Below are 26,900 nucleotides of genomic sequence, written 5' to 3'. Positions count from 1 at the left end.
GCTCCCAGGGCCGCGTATGCTGGTAGATCGTTTGATCCCATTTGCCCGGCGCCGTCAGCACAGCGCGCCGTGTGGCGCGTTCTCTCCGGCCGTGGCTGACCGCATCGAGGCGGTTCTTTGCGAATTTCACGGAGTTATGGGCGCGTGCCGAATGACTCCGGAAGGTTGTCGCAACTCGCATGTCTGTCACCACCCCTGCCGCCGTACGGCCCGAGGACTTCCCCGAGCCGACCGAGCCGACCGCTGAGGCGGTCGCCGCAGCGGCCCCCGAGACCACTGAGGTCCCCGAATCGGCCGACGAGGCCACCACGGAGCCGGCTGCCGAAGCCGACCAGGCCGCCGAGCCGCAGATCACGTTCGGCGACCTGGGCCTCCCCGAGTCCGTCGTCCGCAAGCTCGCCCAGAACGGTGTGACCGCGCCGTTCCCCATCCAGGCCGCCACCATCCCGGACGCGCTGGCCGGCAAGGACGTGCTCGGCCGCGGCCGCACCGGCTCCGGCAAGACGCTCTCCTTCGGCCTGCCGCTGCTCGCCCGGCTGCACGGGGGACGCACCCAGCGCAAGCGCCCGCGCGGCGTCATCCTCACGCCCACCCGCGAGTTGGCGATGCAGGTCTCGGACGCGCTGCAGCCGTACGGGGACACGCTCGGCCTCAAGCTGAAGGTCGTCTGCGGCGGTACCTCGATGGCCAATCAGATCTCCGCGCTCGAACGCGGTGTCGACATCCTCGTCGCCACCCCGGGTCGGCTGCGCGACCTGATCAACCGCGGCTCCTGCTCGCTGGACGACGTCGAGACGGCCATCCTCGACGAGGCCGACCAGATGTCCGACCTGGGCTTCCTGCCCGAGGTCACCGAGATCCTGGACCTGGTCCCCGAGGGCGGCCAGCGGATGCTCTTCTCCGCCACCATGGAGAAGGAGATCGACTCCCTGGTCCGCCGCTACCTCGTCGACCCCGTCTCGCACGAGGTGGACGCGGCGCAGGGCGCGGTGACGACCATGACCCACCACGTGATGGTCGTGAAGCCGCGCGACAAGGCGCCGGTCACCACCGCCATCGCCGCCCGCAAGGGCCGCACCATCATCTTCGTCCGCACCCAGCTCGGTGCGGACCGCGTCGCCGAACAGCTCCGCGAGGCCGGGGTGCCCGCCGATGCGCTGCACGGCGGCATGACGCAGGGCGCGCGCACCCGCACGCTGGCGGACTTCAAGGACGGCAGGGTCAACGTCCTGGTCGCCACGGACGTCGCGGCCCGCGGTATCCACGTCGACGGCATCGACCTGGTGCTGAACGTCGACCCGGCCGGCGACCACAAGGACTACCTGCACCGCTCGGGCCGTACGGCACGCGCGGGCGAGTCCGGGACGGTCGTCTCCCTTGCCCTGCCGCACCAGCGGCGGCAGATCTTCCGGCTGATGGAGGACGCGGGCGTGGACGCCTCGCGGCACATCATCGGCCGCGGCGACGTCTTCGACGACGACGTGGCCCGCATCACCGGCGCCCGGTCGCTGACCGAGGTGCAGGCCGAGTCCGCCGCCAACTCGGCCCGCCAGGCCGAGCGCGAGGCCAAGAAGCTCAACCGCCAGCTCGAGAAGCTCCAGCAGCGCGCCGCGGAACTCCGCGAGGAGGCCACCCTGCTGACCGCCCGCGCGGCGCGGGAGCGCGGCGACGACCCGGAGGCCGCCGTGGCGGCCGCCGCCGAGGCGGAGGCGGAGCAGGCCGCCGAGGAGGCCCGCGCGGAGGCACGCCGCGAGGCGAAGGCGGAGGCCGAGCGCCGTGAGCGGGCCGACCGCGAGCGCCAGGACCGCGACCGCGGCGGACGCTCCTCGTACGACCGGCGGGACCGGGACCGCGGCGACCGCCGTGCGAACGACCGCGGCGGTGACCGGGGCGGCTTCCGCCGGGACCGCGACCGGGACGAGCGCCCCTACGGCCGCGACCGCGACCGGGACCGCCGCGACGGCGGCCGCGGTGACGGTGGCCGCGGTGGCTCCGGTGGTGGCGGCTTCCGCCGCGACGACGTCCGCCGTGACGACCGCCGCGACGGCGGGGACCGCGGTTTCCGCCGGGAGGGCTTCCGCGGCGGCGACCGCCCGCACCACCGCGACGACCGTCGTCCGCACGGCCGCTCCGGTGGCTCCCACGCCCCCGGCCGCAACGGCGCCCGCACCCCGGACCGCCGCGCGGACAAGCCCCGCTGGAAGCGCAACGGCTGACACTCGGTGAGGGCCCCGGCCCTCCCGAACGCGTGCCCGAGCACGGCTTCGAAGGCGTTCAACCCGGAATGCCTTCGAAGCCCGCCGGGCCTCCGGGCTATGCTGCTCGGTGCGGGCCGTTAGCTCAATTGGCAGAGCAGTGGACTTTTAATCCATTGGTTGTGGGTTCGAGTCCCACACGGCCTACCGATGAGCCCCAGGTCAGAGAATCTCTGGCCTGGGGCTTGAGTCGTTTTCGGGGCTGGAGATCATCAGCTCAACCATTGCTCAACCGAGGCGCCAGCGTGCGCATGGGTGAGCGTGCGCGAAAAGCGCCGCCGGATCCCTGGCTGGAGGTTTCGACGGCGCCGGGTCCCCATCCGCTCGTGGTGGGTAGACGCGCAGATGGCGGCGCGATCAGCGTGCGGTGACGAGCAGGGTCCCGATGTGTCCCGCTTCGCGCGGCTCCAGCACGGTGGCTTCGGCGGTGGCGAAGCCTGCGCGGGTCAGCAGGCGCTCCCACACTGGGGGCCGGAAGCTGTAGCGGTACGTGAACATGGCCGGTCCCGCGAAGCCGCCCTTGTACATGCCCTGGGGTCCGTAGGCGCCGGGGATGGCCGGCGGCTGGGAGAAGGCGAACACGCCGCCCGGGTTGAGCCTGGCCCGGACGAGGGGAAAGAGGCGGCCCGGGTCGGCGAACCAGGCGCAGCCGAAGATGGAGTAGATCGCGTCGTAGGTGTCCTCGGTGGCGGCGAGGTGTTCCAGGACTTCGCCCTGCACGAAGGTTGCTCCGGTGCTGCTCCATCGTTCGGCGAGCTTCTTGACCATGACCGGCGAGAGATCCAGGCCGGTCGTCTGCACCCCGTGCAGGGCGAGGTAGGCCGCTGCGCGGCCGGTGCCGCATCCGATCTCCAGTGCGGTCGAGGGGGTGCCGAGGAGTTCGGGGCCGGGGCCGTGGTCCTTGTACTGGGTCCAGCGGAAGGCGGGCTCGGCCTCCGGGTCGAAGGCGGACTCGGCGTAGCTGTTCCACAGTTCGGTCTCGGCGGCGATGTCGTGCGGTACCGGCACGTGAGTGTCCTTTCGGCGGCATGCCCGCCCCGGTGGGTGCCACCGGGGCGGGCACTGTATCGGGCGTCAGTGGCTGTCGGGCGCCTTGTCGTCGCAGGGCGAGCAGTTCGCCCCGTCGACGGCCCACAGCTCTTCGTCCGGAGTGAAGCCGTTCGCGCGGATGGCGTCGGCGGTGCGCAGCACGGTGCCGTCGCCGCGGCGCTGGATCAGCGGGGCATGGTGCTTGTAGCGGCCCTCGTTGTACAGCCGGCACAGGGCGAAGTGCGCGCTCGGCTGCCCGGCGCTCCGCCCGGTTGCCGGCCTGGTCTGGCAGGGCGACTCCGGTGCGGCGGATCACACTGCGCCGTAACGCTCGCCGTTTGCTGGTCATCGTGTCCTCCCGTATGGGCGGCGTGTTCGTCGCGCTGCGTCCTCGCGGGCGATCTCGTCGGCGTGCGGCTCGCAGGCATAGAGGCGGCCCGTCAGTGGCCCGGAGCCGGGGGCCCCTTCGAGGCTGCCGCCGCTGCCGCCGGAGGTCTCGAACACGACCACCGTTCCGGAGCGGTGACACCGCACGCAGCGGCTCACGACCTGGCGTCCGAGCCGGCGCAGGGACTGGACGGGACTGTCGGGGTTGTCAGGCACGGGGCTTGTCCTTCGGGGAGTCGCACTCGCGGCAGCGGATGCTGACGACGCGGCCCTGGTCGTCGGTGCCGGACGTGGGGCTGAGCGGCTTCTGGCACCGCGGGCAGGCGCCGTACCAGGTGCCGCGCCGAGCGATGGGTGCCGCGGGTTCAGTCGGCATCGCGGGCGCCCCTGGCCGGCAGCGCGGGCACGCGCAGGGCGGCCACGCCGAGGTGACCGGGCAGCGCCTGCCGCCGCGGAGTGTGCGTTGCCTGCTCCCGGTGCGGCCGCCGTCGCGGGAGACACGCAGGCGCAGCCGGTTCACCGACGGGTTCCCACGCGGTGGGGACACCGTCGATGAGTCCGTGCGCCTGTCGGCCTCGGCGGACGGCCGCCTGGAGATGCTGCGCACCCAAGAGTTGCTGCGTCGTCACCTGCCGCCTGCGCCAGCCGCCGTCCTCGACGTGGGTGGAGGGCCTGGTGTCCATGCCCGGTGGTTGGTCAAGGACGGCTACATGGTGAACGTCGTCGATCCCGTGCCGCGCCACGTCGATGCCGCGCGGCAGGTGGCCACGAACGCGGAGCTGGGTGACGCTCGTGACCTGCGCGAGCCGGACGCGAAGTACGACGCTGTCCTGGTCCTGGGTCCGCTCTACCATCTGCTTGAGCGCAGCGATCGGGACACAGCACTCGCCGAGGCATACAGGGTGGTGCGACGGGGCGGCCTGATCGCCGCCGCCGGGATCAACCGTTACGCCTCCTTGTTCGAGCACACGGCATTCGCACATCTCTACAAGGACGGCGTCCGCCGCAGTATCGAGAGCATCCTTGCCAGCCGCATTCATGACGGGAAGAAGTCGTTCACTGCGGCCTACTTCCACAGCGGTGCCGAGCTGCGCGACGAAGTAGCCGAGGCCGGGTTCGAGGACGCTGAAGTGTTCGGGATCGAGGGCCCGACCTGGGCCATGCTCAAGGCCACTGAGCAGTACACCGGAGAGTCGGTGATCGGGTCGGAGCTGTTCGAGTCAACGTTGACGGCGGCCCGGATGGCCGAGCCCTACCCGGATCTGTTGGCCGCCAGTTCGCATCTGCTCGCTGTCGGGCGACGTCCTGAGTAGTCATGCCGAAGAACTCCACCGTCCGAAGGCAGCGGGGCTCGGCTCACCATCGCTTGCGGTCGAGGAGCACGGCGGTCTGGGGTTCCACAATGGCGCTCGCGTCGGTTGACCCGTCGCGGCGGCCCACCCGCTTCCGGGTCCCCGCTCGGAGCCCGCAGGCTGTTGCCGTCCGGGCCGGCAGGCCCGGCTGGGTCCCGCTCGCTCTCGGCGCCGTCCGTCCGACGGCCGGGAGTTTCGGCGGACGGGGCCGGACGGGGCCCGGAGGAGCAGTGGTCTCCAGGTCGCGGCCATCGTCCGGGAGAGTCAGCCGGGCGGCGGCAGAGGTGCGGTGGCACCCGCGAGGGGTCAGCGGCCGCGGGGGGCGTACATGATGACGGCCATGCCGGCGAGGCAGATCAGGGCGCCGATGATGTCGTAGCGGTCGGGGCGGTAGCCGTCGGCGGCCATGCCCCAGGCGAGGGATCCGGCGACGAAGATGCCGCCGTATGCGGCGAGGATGCGGCCGAAGTGGTCGTCGTTCTGGAAGGTGGCGACGACGCCGTACAGGCCGAGGGCGACGACGCCCGCGCCGATCCAGAGCCAGCCCTTGTGCTCCCGCAGGCCCTGCCAGACCAGCCAGGCCCCTCCGATCTCGAACAGGGCGGCGACGGCGAACAGGGCGATGGAGCGGGCGGCGAGCACGGCAGGCACCTTACTGGTCGGGAGGGGACGTTTCCGGACCGGATGCCGGACGGGAGCCGGTTGGGCAGGTCCGGGTCCGCGTTCATGGCCGTACGGGCGTCGGGAAGGCCGGGCGTGGCTCAGCAGCAGGCGCACCCCGGCCCGCAGCCGCAGGTGTCGGGTGCCGGGTGCCGTCCGGCGGCGTCGGGTGCCGCGGCCGGGGCGGCGGGTGCCGCGGCCGGGGCGGCGGGTGCGCAGCAGCCTTTGCCCTGCCAGGCGTCGCGGCCCTCTTTGACGGCGAGGGCGGCGACGGTGAGGGCTGCGACCGGGTCGGCCCAGGACCAGCCGAGCAGCCAGTTGGCGAGCAGGCCCAGCAGGACGACGGCGGAGAGGTAGGTGCACAGCAGGGTCTGTTTGGAGTCGGCGACCGCGGTGGCGGAGCCGAGTTCGCGCCCGGTTCTGCGTTGTGCTGCGGACAGGAACGGCATGACGGCCAGGGACAGGGCGGCGAGGACGATGCCCGGGATCGAGTGGCCGGCTTCGCCGCTGCCGGTCAGGGCGCGGAGCGAGTCGACGCTGACGTAGAGCGCCAGGGCGAAGAAGGAGAGGGCGATGACGCGCAGGGCGCGCCGTTCGCGGGCCTCCCGGGCCGCGTGGTCGCGGGCGGAGAACTGCCAGGCGACGGCCGCCGCGGAGGAGACCTCGATGACGGAGTCGAGCCCGAAGCCGATCAGCGCCGTGGAGGAGGCCATGCTCCCGGCGGTGAGCGCCACGGCGGCCTCGACGGTGTTGTAGGCGAGGGTCGCGGCGACCAGGAGGCGTATGCGGCGGGTGAGGACTTCGCGGCGGGCCGGGCCGGGGTCGAGGGACGTCGCGGCCATTCAGCAGCAGCCCTTCTCGGCGGCGTCCGGGCAGGTGCGGTCCGTGTGGACGGCGACCACGGCGGTGTGCAGGTCGTCCAGGGCGTGTCCGAGCCGTGCGTCGGCGAGTTCGTAGCGGGTACGGCGGCCGTCCGCGACGGTGGTGACCAGTCCGCAGTCGCGCAGGCAGGCCAGGTGGTTCGACAGCCGGGTACGGGAGATCCCGAGGGCGTCGGCGAGCTCGGACGGATAGGCCGGAGCCTCGCGCAGGGCGAGCAGGATGCGGCAGCGGATGGGGTCGGCCAGGGCGCGGCCGAACCGCGCCAGTACGTCGATGTCGGCAGCGAGTGTCAGCACCTTCCCGATAGTACACATGATCCTGAATTCACGGAATGTTGGATCGAAGCGGGGCTGTCGCTGTGGAAGTCTCGTGCTCCGGTGCGGGGCCGGGTTATGACGAACTCGCCGGGGGCGGCATGTCGTTCACGGACCGCCGAGTCGTCTCACACCCCTTCACGGCGTGATGTCCATCACAGCACCGCGCGGATCAAAAGGTATGTGCGGGGCGATACCTCCCGGCCGACATAGGAGGGTTTTCGGCGCTCTGCTGGACATGTGCGATGCAGTCCGGATGGTTCCCCGGGCCGGGGTGTCCCGGCGCCCGTATCCAGGTGTTCTGACGGCGTGACAGCCCTGTCGAGGACGTGTGAAGGGGCACCAGCACGCATTGCCGCGCACCGCAAGCCGGGGGCCGCCGCCACACACCTCGCCGGGGCCGAACGCGTGTTGCTCCCCTACTTCGGCGGGTCTAAGAATGTCGCCCTGCAAGACGCCCCCGGTGGCTCGTGCACGCCATGCCGTGTGCCTCGCCGGACCAAGGGGGAGAGGGCGTGCCGCACGATCACGAATGAGGTCAGGCATGAGCAAGCACCGCAACAGCAAACGGATACACCATCGGAAGCTGGTCATCGGAGCCGTGGCCGTCGCCGCCCTGGGCGTGCCCTCGGTCGCCATGGCCTGCCTGGACGGGCAGGAGGACAAGGGTTCCCAGGCCGGCGCCGAGCCGACCGCGCAGCACCGCGGTCACGCCGCCGCAGACCGGGACGGCGACGACGCGAAGCACCGCGGCGGCACCTTCACACACCGCGGCGACCGTTCCGAGCACCGCGGCGACCGCTCCGAGCCGTCCCACCACGCCACGGCCGCCCCCACCCGCAGCGCCTCGGCCAAGCCCACGAAGAAGGCCCCCACCAAGCCCACGGCGCCCTCCTCCACCGCCCCCGAGTCGACCACGACGCCCGCGGACTCCGGTTCCTCCGGTCTGCAGGACCAGATCGTCGCGCTGGTGAACAAGGAGCGCGCAAAGGCCGGCTGCAAGCGGGTGACGGTCGACGACAAGCTGACCAAGGCCGCCCAGGCCCACAGCGAGGACATGGCGGCGCACAAGAACATGTCCCACACCGGGTCCGACGGTTCGTCCCCCGATGAGCGCATCGAGCGCGCCGGATACTCCTGGAGCACCTACGGGGAGAACGTGGCCTACGGCTACTCCTCGCCCGAGAGTGTCATGGAGGGCTGGATGAACAGCTCCGGCCACCGGGCCAACATCCTGAACTGTGACTTCGAGGAGATCGGCGTCGGTCACGCCCAGCCCGGTCACTACTGGACCCAGGACTTCGGCACCGCCCGCTGACCCTCGCGCGGGAGCCGCGGGAGCCGCGGGAGCCGCGGGAGCCGCAGGAGCCCCGGGGGCCGACGTCGGCCGGCAGCGCCGGATCCGCGCTCGTGCCTCGCCGGACGGCCGAGCCGATGCCGGTCCGATACCGGTACGGCCCGGCCCTCCGGGGGACGTCGGCCTCCGAACAGCGCACCATGCGTGTTCCGGGGCAGCGCTGTCAGCCGTCCGGCAGGGACGAGCCGCTCAGCCACGCCGGGAGGGGGCGGTAGACGGTCAGCGACGTGGCGGGCTTGTCGATGAGCAGGCTCGGGGCCGCGGGCGCCGTCTCGCCGTCGTACGAGCACAGCGTGCCGTCCGGTATCCCGGCCAGGTGCAGTCGGCGTCCGCGCGCGGCGGCGTGGACCGGCGAGCGGTGCAGGACCCCGGCGAGCGAAGAGGCCACCAGCCGGGTGCGGGCCCAGCGTCCGGCCCGGACGAGGTGGATGTCCAGCATCCCGTCGGCGAGGTTGAAGCGCCGCGCTCCGCCGGGGCCGCCGCCGACGGTGTGGTACGAGCAGTTGCCGACGAACAGCAGCCACAGCGACTGCGGGCGCCCGTTCACCCGCACCTCGAACGGGCGCGAGTGGCGCAGCACATGCACTGCCGCGGCCAGTCCGGCCGCCCATGGTCCGACGCGGTGCCGCCAGCGGTCCCGTACCTCGACCAGGTCGCCGTACGCGCCCAGGCTGAAGGTGTTCACGAAGTAGCCGGGCTCGCGCGGACCGGGGCTCTCCGCGTCCCGCGCCTCGGCGTGCGCCACGGTCTGCGCGAACCGGTGCGGCGGGGCGAACCGGGCCAGGTCGACGGCGATGGCGTGGCCGGAGCCGACCGCGTCGGCCAGGTCGGCGCAGGTGCCGATACCCAGGTCGAGGGCGAGGTGGTTGAGGGTGCCGCCGGGCAGTACCGCGAGCGGCACCTGATGTGCCAGCGCGGCGCGGGCCGCGGCGCTGACCGTGCCGTCGCCGCCGAACACGCCCAGCGCGCCGCCCTCCTCGGCCGCGCGCCGCGCCTCCGCGGCGAGCAGGTCCGGCAGTTCCTCGGCGTCCGGATCCCAGCGCACCACCCGGGCCTCCGGCAGGGCCTCACCGATCTCGCGTGCGGACGCCGCCGACCCCGAACCCGGGTTGACCACGACCGACAGACCCCGCCCCGCGGGCAGTGCCGGAGCCTCCACCAGAGGCTGCGCGGGCGGTACCTGACGCCGCGCGTCCAGTACGGCGCGTACCCCGAAGGCGGCCGCGGTACCGATCGCCGCGCCGGCCAGCACGTCACTGGGGTAGTGGACGCCGGTGTAGACGCGGGAGAACGCGACCGACGCGGCGACCGGCAGCACCGCCGCGCCCCAGCCCCGCGACTCCAGCGTCACCGCGGTGGCGAACGCGGCCGCCGAGGCAGCGTGGCCGGAGGGGAAGGAGGTGCTGGTCGGCAGCCGCTTGAGCCGCCGTATCACCGGTACCTCGTCCAGCAGGGGGCGGGAGCGGCCGAAGGCGCCCTTGCCGACGGTGTTGACCACCGCGGAGGTCACCGCGACCGACGCCAGGCCGCGCAGCGCACCCCGCCGGGCACCGGGCCCGCCCACTCCGGAGAGCGCGATGGCCGCCGCGGTGCCCAGCCACAGCTTGCTGTGGTCGGCGGTGCGGCTCAGCCGCGGCAGTACCCGTTCGCCGCGCGGCCAGTGGCGCTGCGCGACGCTGCGGAAGAGAGCGCGGTCCCAGGCGCTGAAGGTCCTGCCGAGGGCGGCACGTACCCCTTCGGTGCTCCCGCCGGCCCCCGCCGCACCCGCGCCTGCGCCCACGCCTGCGCCGACTGCCCAGCCATGGCCCCGGCCCGGGCCGCCGAGCAGGCTCCGGCTCAGGCCCGCACGCGGGCCCCGGTGGCGGTGCGTCTCCATCTGCGCCCCTCGCTTCCGTCATGTCCGTCATACGTCACGGGCGGAACTTCTTCTGCCCAGTGCCGCACGGGACACACCGGCTATCAGCGTGAGGGGGGAGGGAAGCGGCGCGTCTCACACAGCGCGTACGCCCCGACGACCAGCAGCGGGACCGCCGCACCCAGGGCCAGTCCGGCCAGTACGTCGGTGGGCCAGTGCACCCCGAGACCGACCCGGCAGATCCCGGCCAGCAGACTCAGCACGGCAGCGCCGGTCCACAGGGCGACCCGGGCCGCGCGGCCGGTGAGCCGTTCGGCGAGCACCCAGGCCAGGGTGAGCAGCACGGCGGTGGCGATCACCGTGTGCCGGGAGGGGAAGCCGAAGCCGCTCTCCTGGATCTCCCACAGCTCCGCGGGCGGCCTGGCGCGGTACGCGGCCTGTTTGGCGGCGGTCGCCACCGCGACGGCCAGCGCGCCGGCTCCACCGGTCAGGACCAGCGGCCGCCAGGACGCGTCCCGCCACGACAGCCACAGCGCCAGCAGCACCGCGGCGATGACCAGCGGTCCCTCGGAGGCGTGGGTCAGATAGGTCATCGGCCCGTGCAGGGTCGCGGCGTACGGGTGCTGCACCAGCGCGTTCAGCACCGGCCGGTCGAGGAAGCCCGCGTCGGCGCGGAGCACCAGGAACGAGGTGGCGGCGAACAGCAGCAGGCAGGTCAGCAGCGCCGTGCTCCACGGCAGGAAGCGCACCGCCTGCCGCCGGGAACGCTCGCGGCTCCCGCCGCGCCGCGTCGCGCTTCCCGCGGGGACCGGAGCCTGGACGGGTGCCAGCCGTTTGAGGATGCGTCCGGGGGCGAGGGGCTCGTGCGCTCGCGGGCTCTCGGAGGAGCCGGCGTCGGGCGGGTCCAGGTCGTCGGGCGGTTCCGGGGTTCCGGTCGGGCCCAGGACTTCGGGCGAGTCCAGTACTACGGCCGGTTCCGGTGCTCGGGCCGGGTCCACGTGCCGGGACGGCTCCGGGGCTCCCGTCGACTCCAGGGAAAACTGCCCGCTCATCGGTGGGCTCCTCCTGCGGGTGGCGCGTGATCTCGTCACCCTCAGTAGAGCCGTCGCCGCTCGCGGGTGCGAGCGGGGAGCCGCTGGCCGGGTGGCGGTACCGGCCGGGACCGGCCTCTGGCGGGGCGCGGGTGCGGGCGGCGGGGTGCGGGGCGGCGGGAGTCCCCCGCTCCCGCCTCGCGGTGTCGGAGGACTCAGCCGGCTCGGACGTCGAGGGCGAACGCCGCCGTCAACAGGAAGCCGCCGTCCGCGGTGGGCCCCGCGTGGCAGGCACCGCCGAGCAGCAGAGCGCGTTCGCGCAGCCCCAGCAGCCCGTGACCGCCCTCCGGGTACGTCTGGGGGCGGGGCAGGGCGGTCGGCGGACTGTTGCGCACCGCCACGGTCAGTCGTGCGTCCGCCGTCCCGGAGTCGCGCACCCCCACCGTGACCCGTACGTGGGCGCCGGGCGCGTGCTTGCGGACGTTGGTCAGCGCCTCCTGCACCGTGCGGTAGGCGGCGCGTTCCACCGCCTCCGGGAAGACCGCTCGGGGCGCGGAGCCGCCCACCGGGCCGCTGTCCTGGTCCTCGTCCGGGCCGCCGTCGTCGTCCTGGCTGCCGGGCAGTTCCAGCGTCACCGTCAGGCCGCTCTCCTCGGTCAGTGCGGGCAGGTCGGTCAACCGCGGCGGCGTGCCGGACCCGCTTGCGGCGCCGCGGCCCGCACGCAGGGCGCCGACCATGTGCCGCAACTCCGTCAACGTCCGGACGGCGAGTTCGCGTACGGTCCGCGCCAGGTCCCGGGAACTGTCCTGACAGCACGTCATCTGGAGTGCCCCGGCCTGCACACTGATCAGGCTCACCTGGTGGGCGACCACGTCGTGCATCTCCCGCGCCAGTCGCTCCCGTTCGGTGGCCACCACCCGTTCGGCCAGCAGCTCCGCCTCCCGGTGCCGGCTCGCCATGAGCTCCTGGACGCGCTCGTCCAACTGCCGCCGCGTACGCGCCCAGCGCCCGAACACGGCCGGTGCCGCGCCCTGGACGCACGAGTCCAGCACGTCGAGCAGGCCCTGGCGGTCCGCGGCCGGGACGAAGCCGCCGAGCGGGTAGGGGATGTAGTGCGCCAGCGCCAGCGCCACGGCTCCCGCCACCGCGAGTACGTTGCCGGAGCGCCGGGAGGTGACCGTGTAGAGGGCGATCAGCGGGGCGAACCAGATGTAGCCGAGGTACATCCCCAGCAGCGTCACCGCCAGGACGGCAACCGGCAGTCGGCGCCGCAGGAGCAGCGCGAGCGCGGCCGCCACCGACACGCCCAGCTCCGAGCCGGGGCGTGCGCCGTTGACCAGGAACGCGTCGAGCAGGCCGAGCGCCACCGGAAGGACGAGCCCCGGAGCGTGGCGGTGCGCGGCGGCAGCCCCGGCCACCTGCCGGTGGGCGGCGGTGAGCCCGGGGGCGAGCCTGGTGGCGGGACTCACGGCACGGTGCCGGCGGTGCCGGGAGGGGGGCCGGGGGCGGGGTGCGCCGCCCGATCCCGCCGTTCGTGCTCCGCGGACCGGCCGTGTTCTCCATGCCGGCCGTGCTCCTCGGCCCGGTCCGCTGCTTCCGGCTGCCCCGGCCGCTCCGGCTGCCCCGGTCGCTCGGCTGACAGGCATCCCACGAGTCCCGCCCGGTCGGCCAGTACGGCGGCCTGGACGCGGTTGAGTCCGCCCAGCTTCGCCAGCAGCGCGCTGACATGGTCCTTGACCGTGCCGTGTGCCAGGTTCAGCCGCTGTGCGATGCCGCTGTTGGACAGCCCCTCGCCGACCAGCGCCAGTACCTGCCGCTCGCGGCAGGTGAGGCGGGCCGCACGGCGCTCGGCGTCCGTGCAGTGCCTGCCGCCCAGGAAGCCGCCGATCAGGGTCGACGTCACGCCCGGCGCGAGCACCCGGCCGCCGTCCGCCAGCACCCGTACGGCGTGCACCAACTGCTCGGGTGCGGTGTCCTTGAGGAGGAAGCCCGCGGCGCCCGCGTGCAGCGCGGCGCCCAGATACTCCTCCGCGTCGAACGTGGTCAGCATCGCGGTCCGCGGTGCCTCCGTGTCCGGGCCGGCGTGGAGCCGACGCAGCACGGTCAGTCCGTCCACGTCCGGCATCCGGATGTCCAGCAGCAGGACGTCCGGACGGTGGGCCAGCACCGTGGCGACCGCTGCGCCCCCGCCGCAGACGGCGACCACCTCGATGTCCGGTGCCGTTCCCAGGACCAGCCGCAGCCCGGAACGCACCAGCTCCTCGTCGTCCACGACCACGACCCGGATCACCGTCGCGCTCCTTGCGTCCTGTGCCTGCTCCCTCCCGGTCCGCTCCTCCCCGCCCTCCGGAGAGGCTACGGCAGGGGCACGGTCAGCCGGTGCGACCTGGAGAGGAGATCGTGCGTCGGGCACCCCGCCGACCGGCGGGGTGCCCGCACCGTGCCGGTGCTCATGGCGCGGTCGCGGTACCGACGACGTGGGGGAGGGGCGGGGTGCCGGGGGTGGGGGAGAAGCCGAACCGGTCGAGCCGCTGCACGGTGAACCCGGCGGACCGCACGAGTGCCTCGGTGTCCCGGTCGGGACGGCAGCCGCCTCCGACCCGGCGCCACAGCGGCGCCACCGTGCTCTGGAGCAGCGCGCCGAGTCGGTTCCGCGACCGGACGTGCTCGTAGAAACGCACCTGCCCGCCGGGGCGCAGCACGCGGGCGGCTTCCGCCAGCGCGGCACCCGGATCGGCGATGCTGCACAGCACGAGGGAGAAGACGACGGCGTCGACCGTCCGGGTGCCGACCGGCAGCCCGCAGGCCTGCCCCGCGACGACCGTCACGGGCACGGGCGCCGCGGGCGCCGACCGCTCGGCCGCAGCCCGCAGGGAGTCCTCGGGTTCGAGGGCGACGAGTTCGGTGACGGCTTCCGGATAGTGCGGGAAGTTGCGCCCTTGACCCGCACCGACCTCCAGCACCCGGCCGCTGAGCCCTTCCAGCAGGAGCCGCCGGTGTGCGGAGCCGCCCCGGCGGTCCGCCGCGACGGCGATCTTGAGGTACTGGCGCGCGAAGCGCGGATGCTGGAGGTCCTGCCTGCTGGACGGTGTGGTGTCCGGATGCACGGGGGCTCCTGTGTGGCTCGGGTGCGCTGCCGCCGCCGCGCCGCCGCGCTGCCGACTGGCCGCGGAGTACCGGCCTCTCGCGGCGAGTCGCCCGCCCGCGGTGGGCCGACACCCCGCGGTGGGCCCGGACGGGGGCCGACTCCCGGCTGGAGGCCGGGCCCCGGCCGGGTGGTGGGGCTCCGTCCCGGGGGACGGACACGGCGGAGGACGGTACTCCGGGGTGGCGACAGCCTTCGGCTGCATGGGCACGTGGCTACGTAGTGGAGCACCGCCGCGGCACACCGGGCAAGGGCCCGCGGCGGAGCCGGGCACCGAAAGAGTGACGCCGGGTCTCGTCGGCACTGTCCGTCCGCCCCCGTCGGCGCTCTTCGGCGCGCCAGGACCGCCGGCGCGCCGGATCCCCTCGGCGCCCCGCCGCGGGTGGCACTCCCGGACCCGTGCCGCCGTCAGTCGTGCTGGGAGCCGGACGGCAGCTCGCGGATCCTCAGATCCTTCGCGCTGTCGGACCCGAACCCGTGGTCCAGCAGTTTCGCCGCGTCGGTGTAGCGGTCGTCGCTGTCCAGCACCGTGCCCACCAGGGTCTTGCCGTCCCGGGTGGCCGCGAAGACCAGGCACTCGCCGGCCCGCTCGGTCGTGCCGGTCTTGATGCCGACGGCACCGTCGTACGCGCCGAGGAGCTGGTTGGTGTTGGTCCAGGTGTAGGTGCGGGTGCGGCCGTTGGCGGCGGGTGCGTCGCCCCTGTACCGCTTGGTCCCCACCACCTTGCGGAACGTGCTGTGCCGCATGGCGTGCCGGGTCAGTTTCGCCAGTTCGGTGGGCGTGCTGGTGTCGCCGCGCGTGCCGTCGAAGGTGTCGAACGCCGTTTTGCGGAGGTGGAGTTCCCGGGCCTTGGCGTTCATCTTCCGCAGGAACGAGCGGACCCGTTCCGCGTGGGTCTCGCCGGTCCCGTAGGTGTCGGCGAGGGCGTAGGCGGCGTCGGCCCCGGAGGGCAGCAGGGAGGCGTAGAGGAGCTGGCGGACGGTGACCTTGTCGCCGGTCTGGAGATCCGCCGTGCTGGCGTGGTGTTTCGCCACGTAGTCGCGGTACTGCTTGCGCACGGTCACCCTGCGGTCGAGGTCGACGCCGTCGGTGTCGAGGACCACGGAGGCGACCATGATCTTCGCGGTGCTGGCCATCGGACGTGCGGTGTCCGCGGCCTTGTCGAAGAGCGCGGCACCGCTCCTGCCGTCCACCAGCGCGGCGCCCTTCGCGGTGACGGTCGGGGCCGGATCGTCGGCCGTGACGGCCCGGGCGACCAGCGGGGAGAGGGCGAGCAGCGAACCGCCCACGGCGACGGCGGTTACGGTCTTGCGTGCGTTCGTGATTCTGGCGGTCATGGAAGCGCTCCGGCATCTGCGGGTCGGTGGGGAGCCGCGGTGCTGCCGCGTGCCGCGCGCCGCGTGCCGCGTGCCGCGCGCTGCTGGCGTTGCTGCTGCGGTGTTGTGCTGCGCCCCCCGGTGATCGAGTCGGACACCGGTGTTCGATGGCGGGACCGGCGCGAAAGTTCACGGCCGGTCGTCAGGAGCCGTTGAGCGCCGCCCCGCCCGAGGTACGGATCGGTCACATCCGGCAGGGGGTGGTCCGTACCGCGCTCGCCGGCCCGGTCCGGAGGCGCCGCGCCTTCTTGAGCATCTGTCGTACCGGGAGCGTCGGGGGTGTGACATCTGTCCATGGTGCGGTGGCGGGGCCCGCCCTACCGTCGGAACGCGAGCGCCCCGTCGCCGACCCCGGCGTCGTGCGCTCCTCGTCGTCCGACGCGCCCCTTCCGCGCTTTCTCCCGCGTACCGGAAGGGACCGGCCCACCCGGCCGGCCCGGTCCCCGGCCGCCCTCGATCGAGGCGCGGTGGCAGCCCGACGCCGCCCCGACGCCGAGGGCGCCGCCGTGCACCCCGCGACCGGATGCCCGGACCATCCGTCTGAAGCGCTGAGCCGCCGTGCGGCCGCGCCCCCGATCCCCCTGGAGCAGAGCCATGTGTGTGGCAAGCGGACACCCACGGCCGGGCGCCGTCCCGGCCCGCCGCCGACCGGACTCCGAACCCGGAGCCGGTGGTGTTCCCCTCGAGTCCCGATGCCACTGCGGCGGCCTGTTCACCCCGTGCGCCGGCTGCCGGTCCCCGCGTTGCCTCGACTGCGACCCCTCCCGTTCCGATGACTGCGCCTTCCCCCTCTGAACAGCCCCGCGACACCGCCACCCCGGCAGGGCCGGAGACAGCGCCGGAGAGAACGGGGGACGGCGTACCGCGGGCGTACTACGTCGTGATCGGCAGCGATGCCGCACGCAGAGTCTGCGGTTCCCTGCGGTCCGCCGGGCACCTCGTACGCCACCTGCGGCAGCCCTCGGACGAAGAGCTGCGCCCGGCGCTGGACGGCGAGGTGGCGGGCGTCGCGGTGCTGTTCGACGACGACGTCGAGTCCCTGCGCTACGCGCTCGCGGTGGAGCACGTCCGCCCCCGCGTCCCGCTCGTGGTGACGGTCTTCGACCGGACCGTCGCCGAGCAACTGGCGCGCATGGTCCCCAACTGCCGGGTCACCTCGTCCGCCGACGTCGCCGCGCCGGTCCTGCTCGCCGCCTGCGTCCAGCCCGACCTGCTGGCCCTCCGGCAGACCCCGGACGGGCCCGTCGGTGCGCGCTGGGAGCAGGGCGCGGTCCGGCTGGAGGCGTACCGGCCGCCGCGCTCCCTGCGGTACCGGGCCCGACTGGGCAAGATCCGCGGCCAGTTGCGCCCGCACGACGGCAGTTCGCGGATCATGCTCGCCGGACTGGCCGGGCTCTTCGGTGTGCTGCTGGCGGACTGGATCTGGGCCGTGACCCTCCACCACCGGCCGCCCGTGGAAGCCCTCGTCGAAGCCGCGCGCACACTGGCGACGGTCGGCCCCGCGACCGCCCACGGTTCGACCGCCTATCTGGTGTTCACCAGCGTCGCCATGCTGGTCACCATCGTCCTCACCGCCGTCTTCACCGCCGGGATGGTCGACCGGCTGCTGGCTCCGCGTGCGATCGGCATGGTCGGCTCCCGGGCGCTGCCGCGAGCCGGGCACGTCGTGGTCGTCGGGCTGGGGCAGGTCGGTCTCCGGCTGTGCACCCGGGTGCAGGCACTCGGCTTCGGTGTGATCGCGGTGGAGCGTGACCCGGCCGCCCCGAACCTCCGGCTGGCGAAGGCGCTCGGGATCCCCGTCGTCGTCGCCGACGCGCGGGACCGGTTCGTGCTGCGCAAGCTGCGCCTCCACACGGCCCAGGCGATGGCGGCCGTCGCCTCCGACGACCTGGACAACATCGCCGTCGCCGTGGCCGCGCGGGCGGTCGACCCCGATCTGCGGGTCGTCGTCCGGGCGGGTGACCACGAGGCCATCGCGGAGACCCGGTCCCTGTTCAGTATCGGTATCGTCCGCGACCTCGCCAGCCTGAGCGCCGCCTGGACCACTGCCAGTCTGACCGGACTGCGGCCGTACGGAGTGCTCGCACAGGACTCCCGGCTGCTCGTGGAGGGACCGAGTGGATCGTTCAGCCCGTGGCCGTACACGGGCCGGTGCGCGCACCACCAGGACGGCGGCCGGAGCGGGGCGGAGAGCCCTGACCGGGGCGGGCCGCCGGCAGCGGACACGGGTGGGTGAGGCGGTCGCAGTCTGCCACCCGCGGACTCCGCAGGTCGCAGACCCCGCGCCGCACCAGGTGGTCACACCCCGGACTCCGCCGGAGCGCCCGGCCGGCGGCGCAGCTCCGCGACGATGCGGGCCAGGTCGGCGGGGGCGGCCGCGAGGCGCACCGGCGTGCCCGCGTCGTCGAGGTCGGCGATGTGCCACTTTCTGGGGACGGATTCGCCGTCGCCGCCCCGCGGACGCCGCACGGCCCGCACGGTCAGCCGCTCCACCGGCAGCGGCTTCGCCGCGAACCGGCCCGGGCCCCCGTGGGGAGCCACCGCGGGCGGGCCGTCGCCGAGAACGACGTGGCTGCCGAAGCCGTTCGGGTTGTAGTCGGTGTGTTCCAGGAAGCGTGCGGCCAGGAAGACGTCACCGCGCGCCGTGGTCCCACGTGCGCGGGTCGTCCCGGAGGTTCCGGTCACGGCCGCCGTCCCGGGCGCCGTGCCCGTCCCGGTGCCCGCACCCGTTCCCGTGTCGGGCCTGCGGATGCGGCTGGCGTACCAGGCCCAGGCGAACAGGCCCGCGCTGGCCACCGAGCCGCCCGCCGTCCAGGCCGTCACCGCGGGCGAGGCCAGGAAGTCCAGCGGGTGAAGGTAGCAGAGCGGCAGCAGCCACCCGGCGGTGCCGGCCAGCGCGCCCGCGAACGGCAGCGCCGAGGGGATGACCTCGTCCTCCGGCAGCCGCCGCCCGCGCAGCCGCATCAGGATCCGCGCCCCGGGCAGCCCCGCCGCCAGCAGGCATGCGGCCGCCACCATCACCACGTCCCCCGCGCCGGGGAAGTGCTCGCGCCACAGCCGGCCCGCCCCCGAGACCTCCCGCACCTCGTGCCGCCAGACGGTCAGTTCGACCCGGTCACCGGCCTCGAAGTCGAGCGCGGCCTCACGTGAGACGCCGAGCCGCTCCAGCGGGCGGCCCTCGGTGAAGTACAGCCAGCTGCGCTGCTTGGGGCGGTTGGCGTCGGTCCGCTCGATCTCGGCCCGCAGCGTGGTCAGGCACTCGCCGCGCTCCGCTGTCGGCGTTGCCGCGGTGCAGGGGACGGCCGCCTCCCATGCGCGCTTGTTCGTCTCGGCCGCCGGTACGAAGGCGAGCGCGGTGCCCGCACCCGCCAGCAGCAGTACGCACAGGGCCAGTGACCCGGCCCAGTTGCGTCCGGCGGTCCGGGCCGAGATGACGGGGACGCGGTCGGTGCGCGGGGCCGAGGCGGGCGCGTGGCGACGGTGCAGTGCGCGCAGCGCCGCCAGCTTGGTCTCGAAGTCGGGCAGCTCGGCCGCCGAGCGGCATATCGGCAGCGGCAGGAGGCACTTGCGCCGACCGTGCAGCACCACCAGGATGCGGTGGGTCTCCGGGACGCGCCAATTGTCCGTGTGCATCCGCCGGACTCGAAGGTCGGAGATGTCGCTCCACGGTATGTGCCGACGGCGCAGCAGCGAGCGGAGGTGCACACCGTCCGCGTCCGCGGTCACCCGGTGGCTGACCGCGTGGAGCATCGCGAAGCTGATCAGCGCGACCAGCAGACCGATCCCCGGCCAGGGGTTCGGGAGCGTTCCCAGGTGGATCGCGCGGGCCGCCTCCAGAACGGTCACGGCGGTGCCGAGCCCGGCGGAGAGCCACAGGGCGCGCCGCCACGGCGCGGAGCACGGCACTTCCCACGTTTCGGTCATAGCTGCGATTCTTCCCCGGCCCCGGCCGGGCGCGCTGCTGCCCCCTGCGGCAGCCTCCCGCCGGGCCACGCTGCCGGTTCCTGGAAGAGAGCGCGAGCCGGCGGGGCGGGGCGTCGGCGAGTGGCAGGAAGCCAGGGGACTGCGTGCCTCCCCCTGCCGCCCGTCGGCTCACCGAGGGTCGGCTCGCCGACGCATCGGGGGCGGCTCGTCGGAAAACTTCCGGGAGGCGCGAACTTTCCCCGCGGAGGCGGCATCCCACTCTGCGTATCCGCCAACGTGATCAGCAGCAGAGGGAGTTTCCGATGGGTTCGCGCTTTTCCTTCCATACTTCCCGTCTTGTCCTGGCTGCCGCCGGTGCGGCAGTCCTCGCAGCCACCGGCGCGGCGACGGCTTCCGCTGCCGCCGCCCCGGACGGCGGTGCGCGCGCCGAGGCCGGTCAGCAGGCCGGGTGGGGGCAGGCGTGCGGTACCGACGACCTGAACTTCACGGTCAGCACGGAGACCCAGGCCGGGGGCTACTACCTCGTCACCGCCAAGGCCAAGCCCGGCATCACGTGCTACCTGGAGGGCACCATCCCCTCCGCCTCCTTCGGCTCGGCCGCCGACACCCACGCGTCGCCCGCCGAGCAGGCGGTCACGGACACCGTCGAGCTCTCCGGCTCCACGGCCGCCTACGCCGGTATCAGCCCCAAGTCGACCAACAGCAACGGCGGCAGGGAGTTCGGTCAACTCATCCTCGCTGTCGCCGGTGACGAGGCCCACCCCGTCGGCTTCCAGCTCCCCGAGACCGTCGAGGTCGACCGGCCCGTCACCACCAACTGGCACGCCGACCCCGCCGACGCCGTCCCCTTCGCCGCCTGACCGCGCTCCGGACACCGACCGACAGCCGACAGCCGACAGCCGACAGCGACTCCGACTCCGGCTCCGGGGCACGGGGGGTTCCGGAGCGGGGCGCGGGTCAGGCGCGGACCCCAGGAGGGGAGGGGTCCGCGCCCGGCCCCGGGGGCCGGCCCGGAGAGGGGGCGGGGGCCGGGACGCCGCCCCGGAGCTCGGCCGTGAACTGGGCTCCGGCCAGCAGCGCGAGGTTGGACAGCCACAGCCAGATCAGGAAGACCACGATCCCGGCGAGCGAGCCGTAGAGCCTGCTGTAGGCGCCCAGCAGCGAGGTGTAGAAGGCGAAGCCCGCCGAGACCGTCAGCCACAGCCCGGCGGCGAGCACACCGCCGGGCAGGCTGTCGCGGCGTCGGCGTGCGGGCGGGGGGCCGGTACGGAAGACGACCAGCACGGTGAGGGCCACCAGGCACAGCAGCAGCGGCCAGCGCACCAGGCCCCAGACCAGCGGCGCGGTGCCCCCCAGGTGAAGCAGCCTGCCGAGGAGTCGCGCGACCGGCCCGCTCAGCAGTAGTACGAGAGCGCTGACGAGGAGCAGCATGAGCAGGCTCAGCGCGGTCGCCACGATCCGGGGGAGCTTGCGCAGCGGGGAGCGGCTGTCCGGGATGCGATGCATGCGGTGCAGCGCACGGCGGAAGACGGCGAGGTAGCTGCATGCCGACCACAGTGCGCTGCCCCCGCCCGCCGCCAGCAGCGTCCACGTTCCGGAGCGCGGGCTGAGGATGTGGGCGAGCAGGTTGTGCAGCTCGCTGCCGGACTGGCCGGGCGCGTACCGGGTGACGTGGGTGACGAACAGCGCGGCGGCGTCCGGGCTGATGAGGGTGAAGGACAGCACGGTGACGAGCAGCGCCGGCAGCACGGTGAGTATGGCGTAGTACGTCAGGGCCGCCGCGTAGTCGTTGAGGTCGTCGTTCCACATCCGCACCGGGATCCGGCGCAGGGCGGGCCACCACGCGCGTGCGGGGCGCCCGCCGGCGGGCGGGGGGCCGATGGTGTCGGTGGGTCCTGCGGCGGTGTCTGCGGTGCTTGCGGAGGTGAAGGCGCTTGCGGGGGTGACGGTGCTTGTGGGGCCTGCGGTTTCAGTGGGGCCTGCCGGAGCGAACGGGCTTGCGGGGTCGGCGGGCTCCGCGGAGTCCGCAGGGTCCGCGGGATCGCTGACCGAATGCGCTGCCCCGCCCGTCGGCGCCGCCGCCCGGGCAGGGGCCGGTGCCGGCGGGGGAACCGGCACCGGCCCCGGGGCCGCGGCGATCCAGGAGGCGGCCGCGGAGTCAGCGGACATGCGGCATCCGGTGCGTGCGGTGGCTGAGGCGCACACGGGTGGTGACGGTGTGGGGGGCGACCGCGGCCCCGGCCTCCGTGCCGACCGCGGCCAGCGCGTCGAGGACGGCCAGCGGCGTGGTGTCCGGCTCCAGCCATACGTGCACATACGCACGCAGCCGCCGACGGCGGGCGTGGACGCGCACCCGGGCGCGGGCGACTCCGCCGACGGATGCCGCGCGCCGGGTCAGCGCCTCCTCCAGCGCCCGTGTGCGCAGCACCCCGCCCGGCGTGGCCAGCGGCAGCCGGGAGCGGGCACGCAGCCGGAGCTGTCCGAGGAACCACCAGGTCAGCAGCGCCGTGAGCAGGGCACCGACCGCGATGACGGCGGGCGTCCACCAGTCGTGCGCGCGCAACTCGGCCAGGCCCGGGCGATCCAGCAGCACGCTGCCGTCGGCGGGTGGACGCACCCAGCCCGTCTCGGGCACGGACGACAGCCGGGCGGTCAGCCGCTCCACGGGCTCGCTGCGCATGCCGGCCGACCACCCGCCGCCGAGCAGCAGCAGTCCGCCGGTCACCGCCAACACCGTCCGGTTGACGGCGGTACGGGGTTCGGCCATCAGCGCTCACCTCCCGGGGACGCGGTGCTGTTGTCGGTGTCGGATTCGGCGCCGGTGCTGCTGCCGGTGGCATCCATGATGCCGGTGCCGTCGGCCGGTTCGGACGAGGGCGCCGGAGCGGCAGGCGCTGTCGGGTCGGAGGGTGTCGCGGGGCCGGAGTCGGCGCCGGGGCCGGGAGGTGCTGCTGCGGGCCCGTACGACGAGGGCGGTGGCGCGGAGTCCGGGGGCTGCCAGGTGGGTTCGGGGGTGAGCCGCACCCGCAGGCGCGGGGTGCGGCGCAGCAGGCAGTCCGCCAGCACCGCGTGGGCGGCGGAAGCGGCCTGCTCGTGGGCCTGTCCGCGGTCGCCGAAGGCCAGCGCGGCTCGGACGGTGGCGCGGTGGCGCCCGACCCGCACCCGTACCGCCGCGACACCCTCGACGTCCCCGACGGTGTCCCGGAGCAGCGCCGCGACGGTCGACCGGTCGACCGCCACGTTCCGCACGGGTGTGGCCGCGGCCAGCGTGAACCGGTGGCGACGGCCGGGGGTGAGCGCGAGCACCAGCATCCAGAGGCCCAGCACCGCCACGACCGCACTCCCGACGACGACCGGCACCTCACCCGGACCGTGTACGGACAGCCACTCGACCGTCCGTGTCCGCCAGGCGGCGGCCGGACGGTGGGCGACGTGGACACGCACGACATCGGCGGTCACCGCCGCACATCCGGCGGCGGCCGACAGGGTCAGGACCGCGGCGGGGGCACGCCTTGCCGACCACCAGCGGCGCGGCGCCCGCCGCGCTGCGGCCGACGGCCCGCTCGCCGGCACCTCGCACGTCGGCATCTCGTCCGCCGGCACCTCGCCCGCCGGGGGACCGGGCGTCGTGCCCGAACCTGCCGTCGCAGCCGAGCCGATCGCCGTGCCCGAGCCGGACGTCGGGGCCGGGCCCGACACTCCGGGGGCCGCCGGTTGCGACGGCACCGTCAGGCGGGTCACGGTCAGCCGTGCGGGGGCGACGCCCAGTCCGGTCAACTCGCCGGTCCGGTCGGTCACATGACGCTGCACCCGCCTTGCGGTGTCCGACAGCGGTGCCGGATAGGGCAGCGGCAGGCGCAGCGCCACGGAGGCCCGCCGCCCGTGGACGGACGCCGAGCCGCTGGCGCGGCCCGCAGCCGGACCGGGCAGCGCCTCCCCGGCGGCCTGCTCGGCGATCTTGCGTACGACCTTGTCCGCGACGGTGGTGGTGCCCCGCCGGGCGGCAGCGGTCATCGGCGGTTCCGCTCGAACAGCGCCCGCAGCTCCTGCGCCCGGCCGCCGCCGTCGAGCCAGGCCCCCGCGCCGTAGCCGAGCGCGCCCAGCGCCGCGACCAGTAGGAAGGCACCGAAGCCGCCGAAGTAGGCGGCGAACGCCAGCGCCATCCCCGCGATCATGCCGATGAGCCCTCTGTCCATCTTCCTTCCCCGCCTTCCCCACGAGCCCCCGACAGAGCCCGACCTGTCCCGTCCCCTGGTGGTGCCCGGCGCCCTCCGCGGCGCCGGCCGCGTGCCGCCCTGCCGTCCACAGCGGTCCACGGCCGTCCGGGGCGTGGACGTGCGGACGGGGACGGCATCGGATCACTCGACGCGGGAGTCGGCCGATCCGTCCTCGGTGTCGTCCTCGGGCAGGTGAACGTCTATGACGGCGATATTGACCTCGACGACCTCCAGGCCGGTGATCCGCTCGACGGCGCCGATGACGTTCTCGCGCACGTCTGCGGCCACGTCCGTGATGGACACGCCGTAGTCGACGACCAGTTCCAGGTCGATGGCGGTCTGCCGCTCGCCGACCTCGACCTTCACGCCGCGGCCCACGTTCGGCCGCCCGCCGGGCACCCGGTCCCGGACGGCGCCGAGGGTGCGGGACAGCCCGCCGCCCATGTCGAACACGCCGGGGATCTCCCGCGCCGCGATCCCGGCGATCTTGACCACCACGACGTCGGCGATGGAGGTCTTGCCGCGTGTCGGCGCCGGCTGGTCCACGCCGGATACGCCCTGGGCGACCTCGGTCGTCCCCGTCGCGGGCTTCTCCGGCTGCTGTGCCCGGGACGCCTTCTGGGACACCGGCGCGTTCCGCCGCTGGGTCTGCTGCTCGGTCTGTTCGGTCTGCTCGGTCTGCTGCGTGGTCATCGCTGCTCCCTCTCCTTCTGGTGGTCTCTCTGCGGACCCGGACCGGACTGCGGGCCGGTCCGGTCATCCGGCCGGGTGCGGCCGGCGGACCCGGGTTCGGCACCTGCGCCCTGGCCGGGCGCGGTTCCGCGGTCCCGTTCCGATGGACGGTCCCACTGCGTTGGACACCGGCGGGCGGCAGTTGTGACGCACCGTTCCGAAAAATCTTCGGACGGTGTCCCGCGGGCAGGTGAGGGTCAGGTCACAGGCACCGGTGCGTCACACGGGTCCGGTGATGTTGTCCAACGATCAGACCGAACGAGAGGAGCGCCCTGTGACGGGGGACCGCACATCCGCCGGACCACCGGGCGGCGGGGACGGGCCCGACGACGCCCTGCTGACCGTCCGCGCGGTCGAGGGCGACGAGGAGGCGTTCGCCGTCCTCGTACGTCGGCACGCTCCGGCGCTGGTCCGGCTGGCCACCCGGCTGCTCGGCGGCCGGGCCGAGGCGGAGGACGCGGTGCAGGACGCGTTCATCAGCGCCTGGCGCAAGCTGCCCGAGTTCCGCGGGGACTCCGTCTTCGGCACGTGGCTCTACCGCATCGTCACCAACCGGTGCCTGAACACCCTGCGCGCCCGCAGGCCGCAGGATCCGCTGGACGCGGCGCAGGAGCCGGCCGCACCCGCGCACACCGTCGCGCCCGACCGGATCGCCGAAGGACGTGCGGCCGTGGGCGACCTGCACCGCGCGCTCGCGGAGCTCTCGGCCGAGCAGCGGACCTGCTGGATCCTGCGAGAATGGGACGGCCAGTCCTACGCCTTCATCGCGGACACCGTCGGCATCACCCAACAGGCCGTCCGCGCCCGTGTCTTCCGCGCCCGACGCCATCTCACCAACGCTCTGGGGGCCTGGCGATGACCAGTCGTATCCACCCGCCCGCTTCCCCGCCCCCGCCCGAGCCGCCCGGCGCGTCCGACCCGGACGACGAACTGCTGCCCTGCGGGCGGCTGCTGTCGCAGGTGTGGGCCGACTGGGAGGAGGGCACCTCCGACGGCCACGAGCGCACCTGCCCGCACTGCCGCCGCGCGGTCGAGGAGTTGGACCACCTGGAGACGGCCGTGCGGGGGCTGCACGACGAGGCGGACGACCCGGTGGCCTACGACGCGGCGCCGCTGACGCAGCGCGTCATGGACATCGTCCGCGTGGAACTGCGCCCCGGGCGCCCGCTGCCCCTGGCCCCGCCCCCCGAAGACCTGTGGATCATGGAGACGGCGGCGGCCCGTACGCTGCGCGCCGCCGCCGAACAGGTGCCGGGCGTCCGGGCAGGCTCCTGCCGCATCGCCCCGGAATCGGACTCCGCGGGCCGGGTGTCCGTGCGTCTCGGCATCCAGGTGCTGCTGTCCGTGTCCGACTCGCCCGAATTGTCCGACCTGCCGGGTCTCGCCGACGCGGTGCGCCTGCGGGTGGAGCGGGCCGCGGACCGGTACCTGGGGTTGCGGACCGTCGCGGTCGACGTCCGCGTCACGGACCTGGTGGACGCCGACGCCGAGGTGCCGGGTTCGGACCCGGCGAACGCGAACGCGCCGGACGGAACCGCGGGGAACGCGCCGGACGGAGCCGAATCCGGGAACAGCACCGAGAAGGGTACGGGCCGATGAGTCAGCACGCCGTCCTCAGCGAGGACCTCGCCGCGGCCGTCCGGGACGTGCCCGGCGTCGCCTTCCTCACGCCCGGCATCACCCGGCGGCTGCGGTCCGCGCTCACCGGCTCCGAGAGCGCGTCCCCCGCGGGCCTGCGCGTCAGCCGCCCCGCGGAACCGGGTGCCCGGTGGCGGATCGACGTACGGATCGTCACCTCCGCCGAGGCGCGCGCGGTGGATGTCGCCCGCGCGGCGAGAGCCGCCGTCACGGCCCGCCTGACCCGGACCCACCCGGCCGACACCGCCCGGGTGACCGTCACCGTCACCGGTGTCGTCTGACGCCCCCGGGCCCCGGAACACCGCTTCGGCCCGGGGCCCTGGTGGGCGCGTCCTTGTTACGGCCTCACTTCGCAGGTCGACAGCAGGCACAGGTTTCCGCCCTGCACCAGTCCGATGCCACTGCCCACTCCGTCGTCCGACCCGACCGAGCAGCGGGAGAGCAGGCAGAGGTTGAATCCCTGGGTTCCGCGGTAGCCGGCTTCGCGGTCCGGGAGGGAGCGCGTGCCGAGGGGCGAACGCGCGTGGGATTCGGTGCCGGCGGGCCGCGCGGTGGTGGTCGAGGCGGCTGCGGCCGTGCTGCCGGCCAGGCTCATGACGGCCACGCTGCCGACCACGGCTATGCCCCCGAGGGCCTTCCTGAACGCCGAGCGGTACATGTGTGGGCTCCTTCGGCTGGGGTCGCTATCGGTATTCCGCACGCGCTGGGCATTCGGCACGCGCGCCGGGGCGGATTGGTGTGCAGA

General features: G+C 74.1%; 26 protein-coding genes, 1 tRNA gene and 1 pseudogene. 9 read left to right on the top strand and 19 right to left on the bottom strand.

Translation table 11 applies throughout. The annotated features are described in order from the left end of the window. The first annotated feature begins 179 nt into the window (after window positions 1–179). Both P2424_RS29320 and P2424_RS29315 read left to right on the top strand, forming a co-directional pair. Complete coding sequence (locus P2424_RS29320) at window positions 180–2,216, top strand: DEAD/DEAH box helicase (protein ID WP_276478671.1); 2,037 nt, start codon at window positions 180–182, stop codon at window positions 2,214–2,216. 113 nt (window positions 2,217–2,329) lie between these two features. Next, a tRNA-Lys gene (locus P2424_RS29315) sits at window positions 2,330–2,402 on the top strand. A gap of 210 nt (window positions 2,403–2,612) precedes the next feature. On the opposite strand, the gene P2424_RS29310 is transcribed toward P2424_RS29315, so the two are convergent. The 3 genes and pseudogenes from P2424_RS29310 to P2424_RS29300 form a co-directional block, all read right to left on the bottom strand. After that, on the bottom strand, window positions 2,613–3,263 hold the full coding sequence (locus P2424_RS29310) for a class I SAM-dependent methyltransferase (RefSeq protein ID WP_276478670.1): 651 nt from the start codon (window positions 3,261–3,263) through the stop codon (window positions 2,613–2,615). A 66-nt stretch (window positions 3,264–3,329) separates the two neighbouring features. Next, window positions 3,330–3,527, bottom strand: a pseudogene (locus P2424_RS29305) (hypothetical protein); the annotation flags it as partial. Window positions 3,528–3,879: 352 nt separating this feature from the next. Continuing rightward, a complete protein-coding gene (locus P2424_RS29300; protein WP_276478669.1) occupies window positions 3,880–4,047 on the bottom strand; it encodes a hypothetical protein in 168 nt (55 codons plus the stop codon). A 220-nt stretch (window positions 4,048–4,267) separates the two neighbouring features. On the opposite strand from P2424_RS29300, the gene P2424_RS29295 reads away from it, so the two are divergent. Beyond that, on the top strand, window positions 4,268–4,984 hold the full coding sequence (locus P2424_RS29295) for a class I SAM-dependent methyltransferase (RefSeq protein ID WP_346660133.1): 717 nt from the start codon (window positions 4,268–4,270) through the stop codon (window positions 4,982–4,984). Window positions 4,985–5,329: 345 nt separating this feature from the next. On the opposite strand, the gene P2424_RS29290 is transcribed toward P2424_RS29295, so the two are convergent. The 3 genes from P2424_RS29290 to P2424_RS29280 form a co-directional block, all read right to left on the bottom strand. Beyond that, the gene (locus P2424_RS29290; RefSeq protein WP_276478667.1) at window positions 5,330–5,665 is read right to left on the bottom strand and encodes a YnfA family protein; all 336 of its coding nucleotides are present in this window, start codon (window positions 5,663–5,665) and stop codon (window positions 5,330–5,332) included. A 119-nt stretch (window positions 5,666–5,784) separates the two neighbouring features. Then, window positions 5,785–6,525, bottom strand: a complete 741-nt coding sequence (locus tag P2424_RS29285; protein WP_276478666.1) for a cation transporter — start codon at window positions 6,523–6,525, stop codon at window positions 5,785–5,787. After that, window positions 6,526–6,861, bottom strand: a complete 336-nt coding sequence (locus tag P2424_RS29280; protein ID WP_276478665.1) for a metalloregulator ArsR/SmtB family transcription factor — start codon at window positions 6,859–6,861, stop codon at window positions 6,526–6,528. Window positions 6,862–7,423: 562 nt separating this feature from the next. On the opposite strand from P2424_RS29280, the gene P2424_RS29275 reads away from it, so the two are divergent. Beyond that, window positions 7,424–8,197, top strand: a complete 774-nt coding sequence (locus tag P2424_RS29275; protein WP_276478664.1) for a CAP domain-containing protein — start codon at window positions 7,424–7,426, stop codon at window positions 8,195–8,197. A 202-nt stretch (window positions 8,198–8,399) separates the two neighbouring features. Here P2424_RS29275 and P2424_RS29270 read toward each other — a convergent pair whose 3' ends face one another. From P2424_RS29270 to P2424_RS29245, 6 genes are all read right to left on the bottom strand, one after another. After that, complete coding sequence (locus P2424_RS29270; RefSeq protein WP_276478663.1) at window positions 8,400–10,112, bottom strand: phosphatase PAP2 family protein; 1,713 nt, start codon at window positions 10,110–10,112, stop codon at window positions 8,400–8,402. An 83-nt stretch (window positions 10,113–10,195) separates the two neighbouring features. Further along, the gene (locus tag P2424_RS29265; protein WP_276478662.1) at window positions 10,196–11,143 is read right to left on the bottom strand and encodes a phosphatase PAP2 family protein; all 948 of its coding nucleotides are present in this window, start codon (window positions 11,141–11,143) and stop codon (window positions 10,196–10,198) included. A gap of 194 nt (window positions 11,144–11,337) precedes the next feature. Continuing rightward, window positions 11,338–12,591 (bottom strand): histidine kinase, encoded by a 1,254-nt coding sequence (locus P2424_RS29260; protein ID WP_276478661.1) that lies wholly within the window; start codon window positions 12,589–12,591, stop codon window positions 11,338–11,340. Beyond that, entirely contained in the window at window positions 12,588–13,412 is an 825-nt protein-coding gene (locus P2424_RS29255; RefSeq protein WP_346660121.1) for a response regulator transcription factor, read from the bottom strand. The genes P2424_RS29260 and P2424_RS29255 overlap by 4 nt, the downstream gene beginning before the upstream one ends. 160 nt (window positions 13,413–13,572) lie before the next feature. Then, a complete protein-coding gene (locus P2424_RS29250) occupies window positions 13,573–14,229 on the bottom strand; it encodes a class I SAM-dependent methyltransferase (RefSeq protein WP_276478660.1) in 657 nt (218 codons plus the stop codon). Window positions 14,230–14,675: 446 nt separating this feature from the next. After that, window positions 14,676–15,605 carry a serine hydrolase gene (locus P2424_RS29245; RefSeq protein WP_276478659.1) on the bottom strand — a complete coding sequence of 310 codons (930 nt, stop codon included), beginning with the start codon at window positions 15,603–15,605 and terminating at the stop codon, window positions 14,676–14,678. An 811-nt stretch (window positions 15,606–16,416) separates the two neighbouring features. Here P2424_RS29245 and P2424_RS29240 point away from each other — a divergent pair. Then, window positions 16,417–17,880, top strand: coding sequence for an NAD-binding protein (locus P2424_RS29240; RefSeq protein ID WP_276478658.1), 1,464 nt, complete (start codon window positions 16,417–16,419; stop codon window positions 17,878–17,880). 62 nt (window positions 17,881–17,942) lie between these two features. Here the strand turns inward: P2424_RS29240 and P2424_RS29235 are convergent, their stop codons facing one another. Then, on the bottom strand, window positions 17,943–19,568 hold the full coding sequence (locus P2424_RS29235; RefSeq protein WP_276478657.1) for a PH domain-containing protein: 1,626 nt from the start codon (window positions 19,566–19,568) through the stop codon (window positions 17,943–17,945). 302 nt (window positions 19,569–19,870) lie between these two features. Here P2424_RS29235 and P2424_RS29230 point away from each other — a divergent pair, with 302 nt between their 5' ends. Continuing rightward, entirely contained in the window at window positions 19,871–20,428 is a 558-nt protein-coding gene (locus tag P2424_RS29230; protein ID WP_276478656.1) for a DUF4232 domain-containing protein, read from the top strand. A gap of 97 nt (window positions 20,429–20,525) precedes the next feature. Here the strand turns inward: P2424_RS29230 and P2424_RS29225 are convergent, their stop codons facing one another. The 5 genes from P2424_RS29225 to P2424_RS29205 form a co-directional block, all read right to left on the bottom strand. After that, on the bottom strand, window positions 20,526–21,377 hold the full coding sequence (locus P2424_RS29225) for a YihY/virulence factor BrkB family protein (RefSeq protein ID WP_276478655.1): 852 nt from the start codon (window positions 21,375–21,377) through the stop codon (window positions 20,526–20,528). A gap of 349 nt (window positions 21,378–21,726) precedes the next feature. After that, window positions 21,727–22,335, bottom strand: coding sequence for a hypothetical protein (locus P2424_RS29220; protein WP_276478654.1), 609 nt, complete (start codon window positions 22,333–22,335; stop codon window positions 21,727–21,729). Further along, window positions 22,335–23,582, bottom strand: a complete 1,248-nt coding sequence (locus P2424_RS29215) for a DUF6286 domain-containing Asp23/Gls24 family envelope stress response protein (RefSeq protein WP_276478653.1) — start codon at window positions 23,580–23,582, stop codon at window positions 22,335–22,337. Before P2424_RS29215 ends, P2424_RS29220 begins: the two co-directional genes overlap by 1 nt. Next, window positions 23,579–23,764 carry a hypothetical protein gene (locus P2424_RS29210; RefSeq protein ID WP_019354795.1) on the bottom strand — a complete coding sequence of 62 codons (186 nt, stop codon included), beginning with the start codon at window positions 23,762–23,764 and terminating at the stop codon, window positions 23,579–23,581. Before P2424_RS29210 ends, P2424_RS29215 begins: the two co-directional genes overlap by 4 nt. A gap of 162 nt (window positions 23,765–23,926) precedes the next feature. Then, on the bottom strand, window positions 23,927–24,478 hold the full coding sequence (locus tag P2424_RS29205; protein ID WP_276478652.1) for an Asp23/Gls24 family envelope stress response protein: 552 nt from the start codon (window positions 24,476–24,478) through the stop codon (window positions 23,927–23,929). A 313-nt stretch (window positions 24,479–24,791) separates the two neighbouring features. Between P2424_RS29205 and P2424_RS29200 the strand changes: the two genes are divergently transcribed. From P2424_RS29200 to P2424_RS29190, 3 genes are read left to right on the top strand one after another with little or no spacing between them, the layout of a single operon-like run. Beyond that, on the top strand, window positions 24,792–25,376 hold the full coding sequence (locus P2424_RS29200) for a sigma-70 family RNA polymerase sigma factor (RefSeq protein WP_276478651.1): 585 nt from the start codon (window positions 24,792–24,794) through the stop codon (window positions 25,374–25,376). Continuing rightward, window positions 25,373–26,116, top strand: a complete 744-nt coding sequence (locus tag P2424_RS29195; RefSeq protein ID WP_276478650.1) for an Asp23/Gls24 family envelope stress response protein — start codon at window positions 25,373–25,375, stop codon at window positions 26,114–26,116. The genes P2424_RS29200 and P2424_RS29195 overlap by 4 nt, the downstream gene beginning before the upstream one ends. Further along, window positions 26,113–26,436, top strand: a complete 324-nt coding sequence (locus P2424_RS29190) for an Asp23/Gls24 family envelope stress response protein (protein ID WP_276478649.1) — start codon at window positions 26,113–26,115, stop codon at window positions 26,434–26,436. The genes P2424_RS29195 and P2424_RS29190 overlap by 4 nt, the downstream gene beginning before the upstream one ends. Before the next feature lie 56 nt (window positions 26,437–26,492). On the opposite strand, the gene P2424_RS29185 is transcribed toward P2424_RS29190, so the two are convergent. Further along, window positions 26,493–26,813, bottom strand: coding sequence for a hypothetical protein (locus tag P2424_RS29185; RefSeq protein WP_276478648.1), 321 nt, complete (start codon window positions 26,811–26,813; stop codon window positions 26,493–26,495). Window positions 26,814–26,900 lie beyond the last annotated feature (87 nt).

This window comes from Streptomyces sp. WMMB303 (assembly GCF_029351045.1).
In the GTDB taxonomy this organism is placed as follows: domain Bacteria; phylum Actinomycetota; class Actinomycetes; order Streptomycetales; family Streptomycetaceae; genus Streptomyces.
The sequence above is the reverse complement of the archived record's forward strand: the minus strand, read 5'-3'. Positions and strand labels throughout refer to the sequence as shown.

Coding starts and splice junctions, on each gene's coding strand:
- P2424_RS29320 (WP_276478671.1), top strand. CDS start 180: ATGTCTGTCACCACCCCTGCCGCCGTACGGCCCGAGGACTTCCCCGAG.
- P2424_RS29300 (WP_276478669.1), bottom strand. CDS start 4,047: ATGCCGACTGAACCCGCGGCACCCATCGCTCGGCGCGGCACCTGGTAC.
- P2424_RS29295 (WP_346660133.1), top strand. CDS start 4,268: ATGCTGCGCACCCAAGAGTTGCTGCGTCGTCACCTGCCGCCTGCGCCA.
- P2424_RS29285 (WP_276478666.1), bottom strand. CDS start 6,525: ATGGCCGCGACGTCCCTCGACCCCGGCCCGGCCCGCCGCGAAGTCCTC.
- P2424_RS29275 (WP_276478664.1), top strand. CDS start 7,424: ATGAGCAAGCACCGCAACAGCAAACGGATACACCATCGGAAGCTGGTC.
- P2424_RS29270 (WP_276478663.1), bottom strand. CDS start 10,112: ATGGAGACGCACCGCCACCGGGGCCCGCGTGCGGGCCTGAGCCGGAGC.
- P2424_RS29265 (WP_276478662.1), bottom strand. CDS start 11,143: ATGAGCGGGCAGTTTTCCCTGGAGTCGACGGGAGCCCCGGAGCCGTCC.
- P2424_RS29245 (WP_276478659.1), bottom strand. CDS start 15,605: ATGACCGCCAGAATCACGAACGCACGCAAGACCGTAACCGCCGTCGCC.
- P2424_RS29240 (WP_276478658.1), top strand. CDS start 16,417: ATGACTGCGCCTTCCCCCTCTGAACAGCCCCGCGACACCGCCACCCCG.
- P2424_RS29235 (WP_276478657.1), bottom strand. CDS start 19,568: ATGACCGAAACGTGGGAAGTGCCGTGCTCCGCGCCGTGGCGGCGCGCC.
- P2424_RS29230 (WP_276478656.1), top strand. CDS start 19,871: ATGGGTTCGCGCTTTTCCTTCCATACTTCCCGTCTTGTCCTGGCTGCC.
- P2424_RS29225 (WP_276478655.1), bottom strand. CDS start 21,377: ATGTGGAACGACGACCTCAACGACTACGCGGCGGCCCTGACGTACTAC.
- P2424_RS29220 (WP_276478654.1), bottom strand. CDS start 22,335: ATGGCCGAACCCCGTACCGCCGTCAACCGGACGGTGTTGGCGGTGACC.
- P2424_RS29215 (WP_276478653.1), bottom strand. CDS start 23,582: ATGACCGCTGCCGCCCGGCGGGGCACCACCACCGTCGCGGACAAGGTC.
- P2424_RS29210 (WP_019354795.1), bottom strand. CDS start 23,764: ATGGACAGAGGGCTCATCGGCATGATCGCGGGGATGGCGCTGGCGTTC.
- P2424_RS29205 (WP_276478652.1), bottom strand. CDS start 24,478: ATGACCACGCAGCAGACCGAGCAGACCGAACAGACCGAGCAGCAGACC.
- P2424_RS29195 (WP_276478650.1), top strand. CDS start 25,373: ATGACCAGTCGTATCCACCCGCCCGCTTCCCCGCCCCCGCCCGAGCCG.
- P2424_RS29190 (WP_276478649.1), top strand. CDS start 26,113: ATGAGTCAGCACGCCGTCCTCAGCGAGGACCTCGCCGCGGCCGTCCGG.
- P2424_RS29185 (WP_276478648.1), bottom strand. CDS start 26,813: ATGTACCGCTCGGCGTTCAGGAAGGCCCTCGGGGGCATAGCCGTGGTC.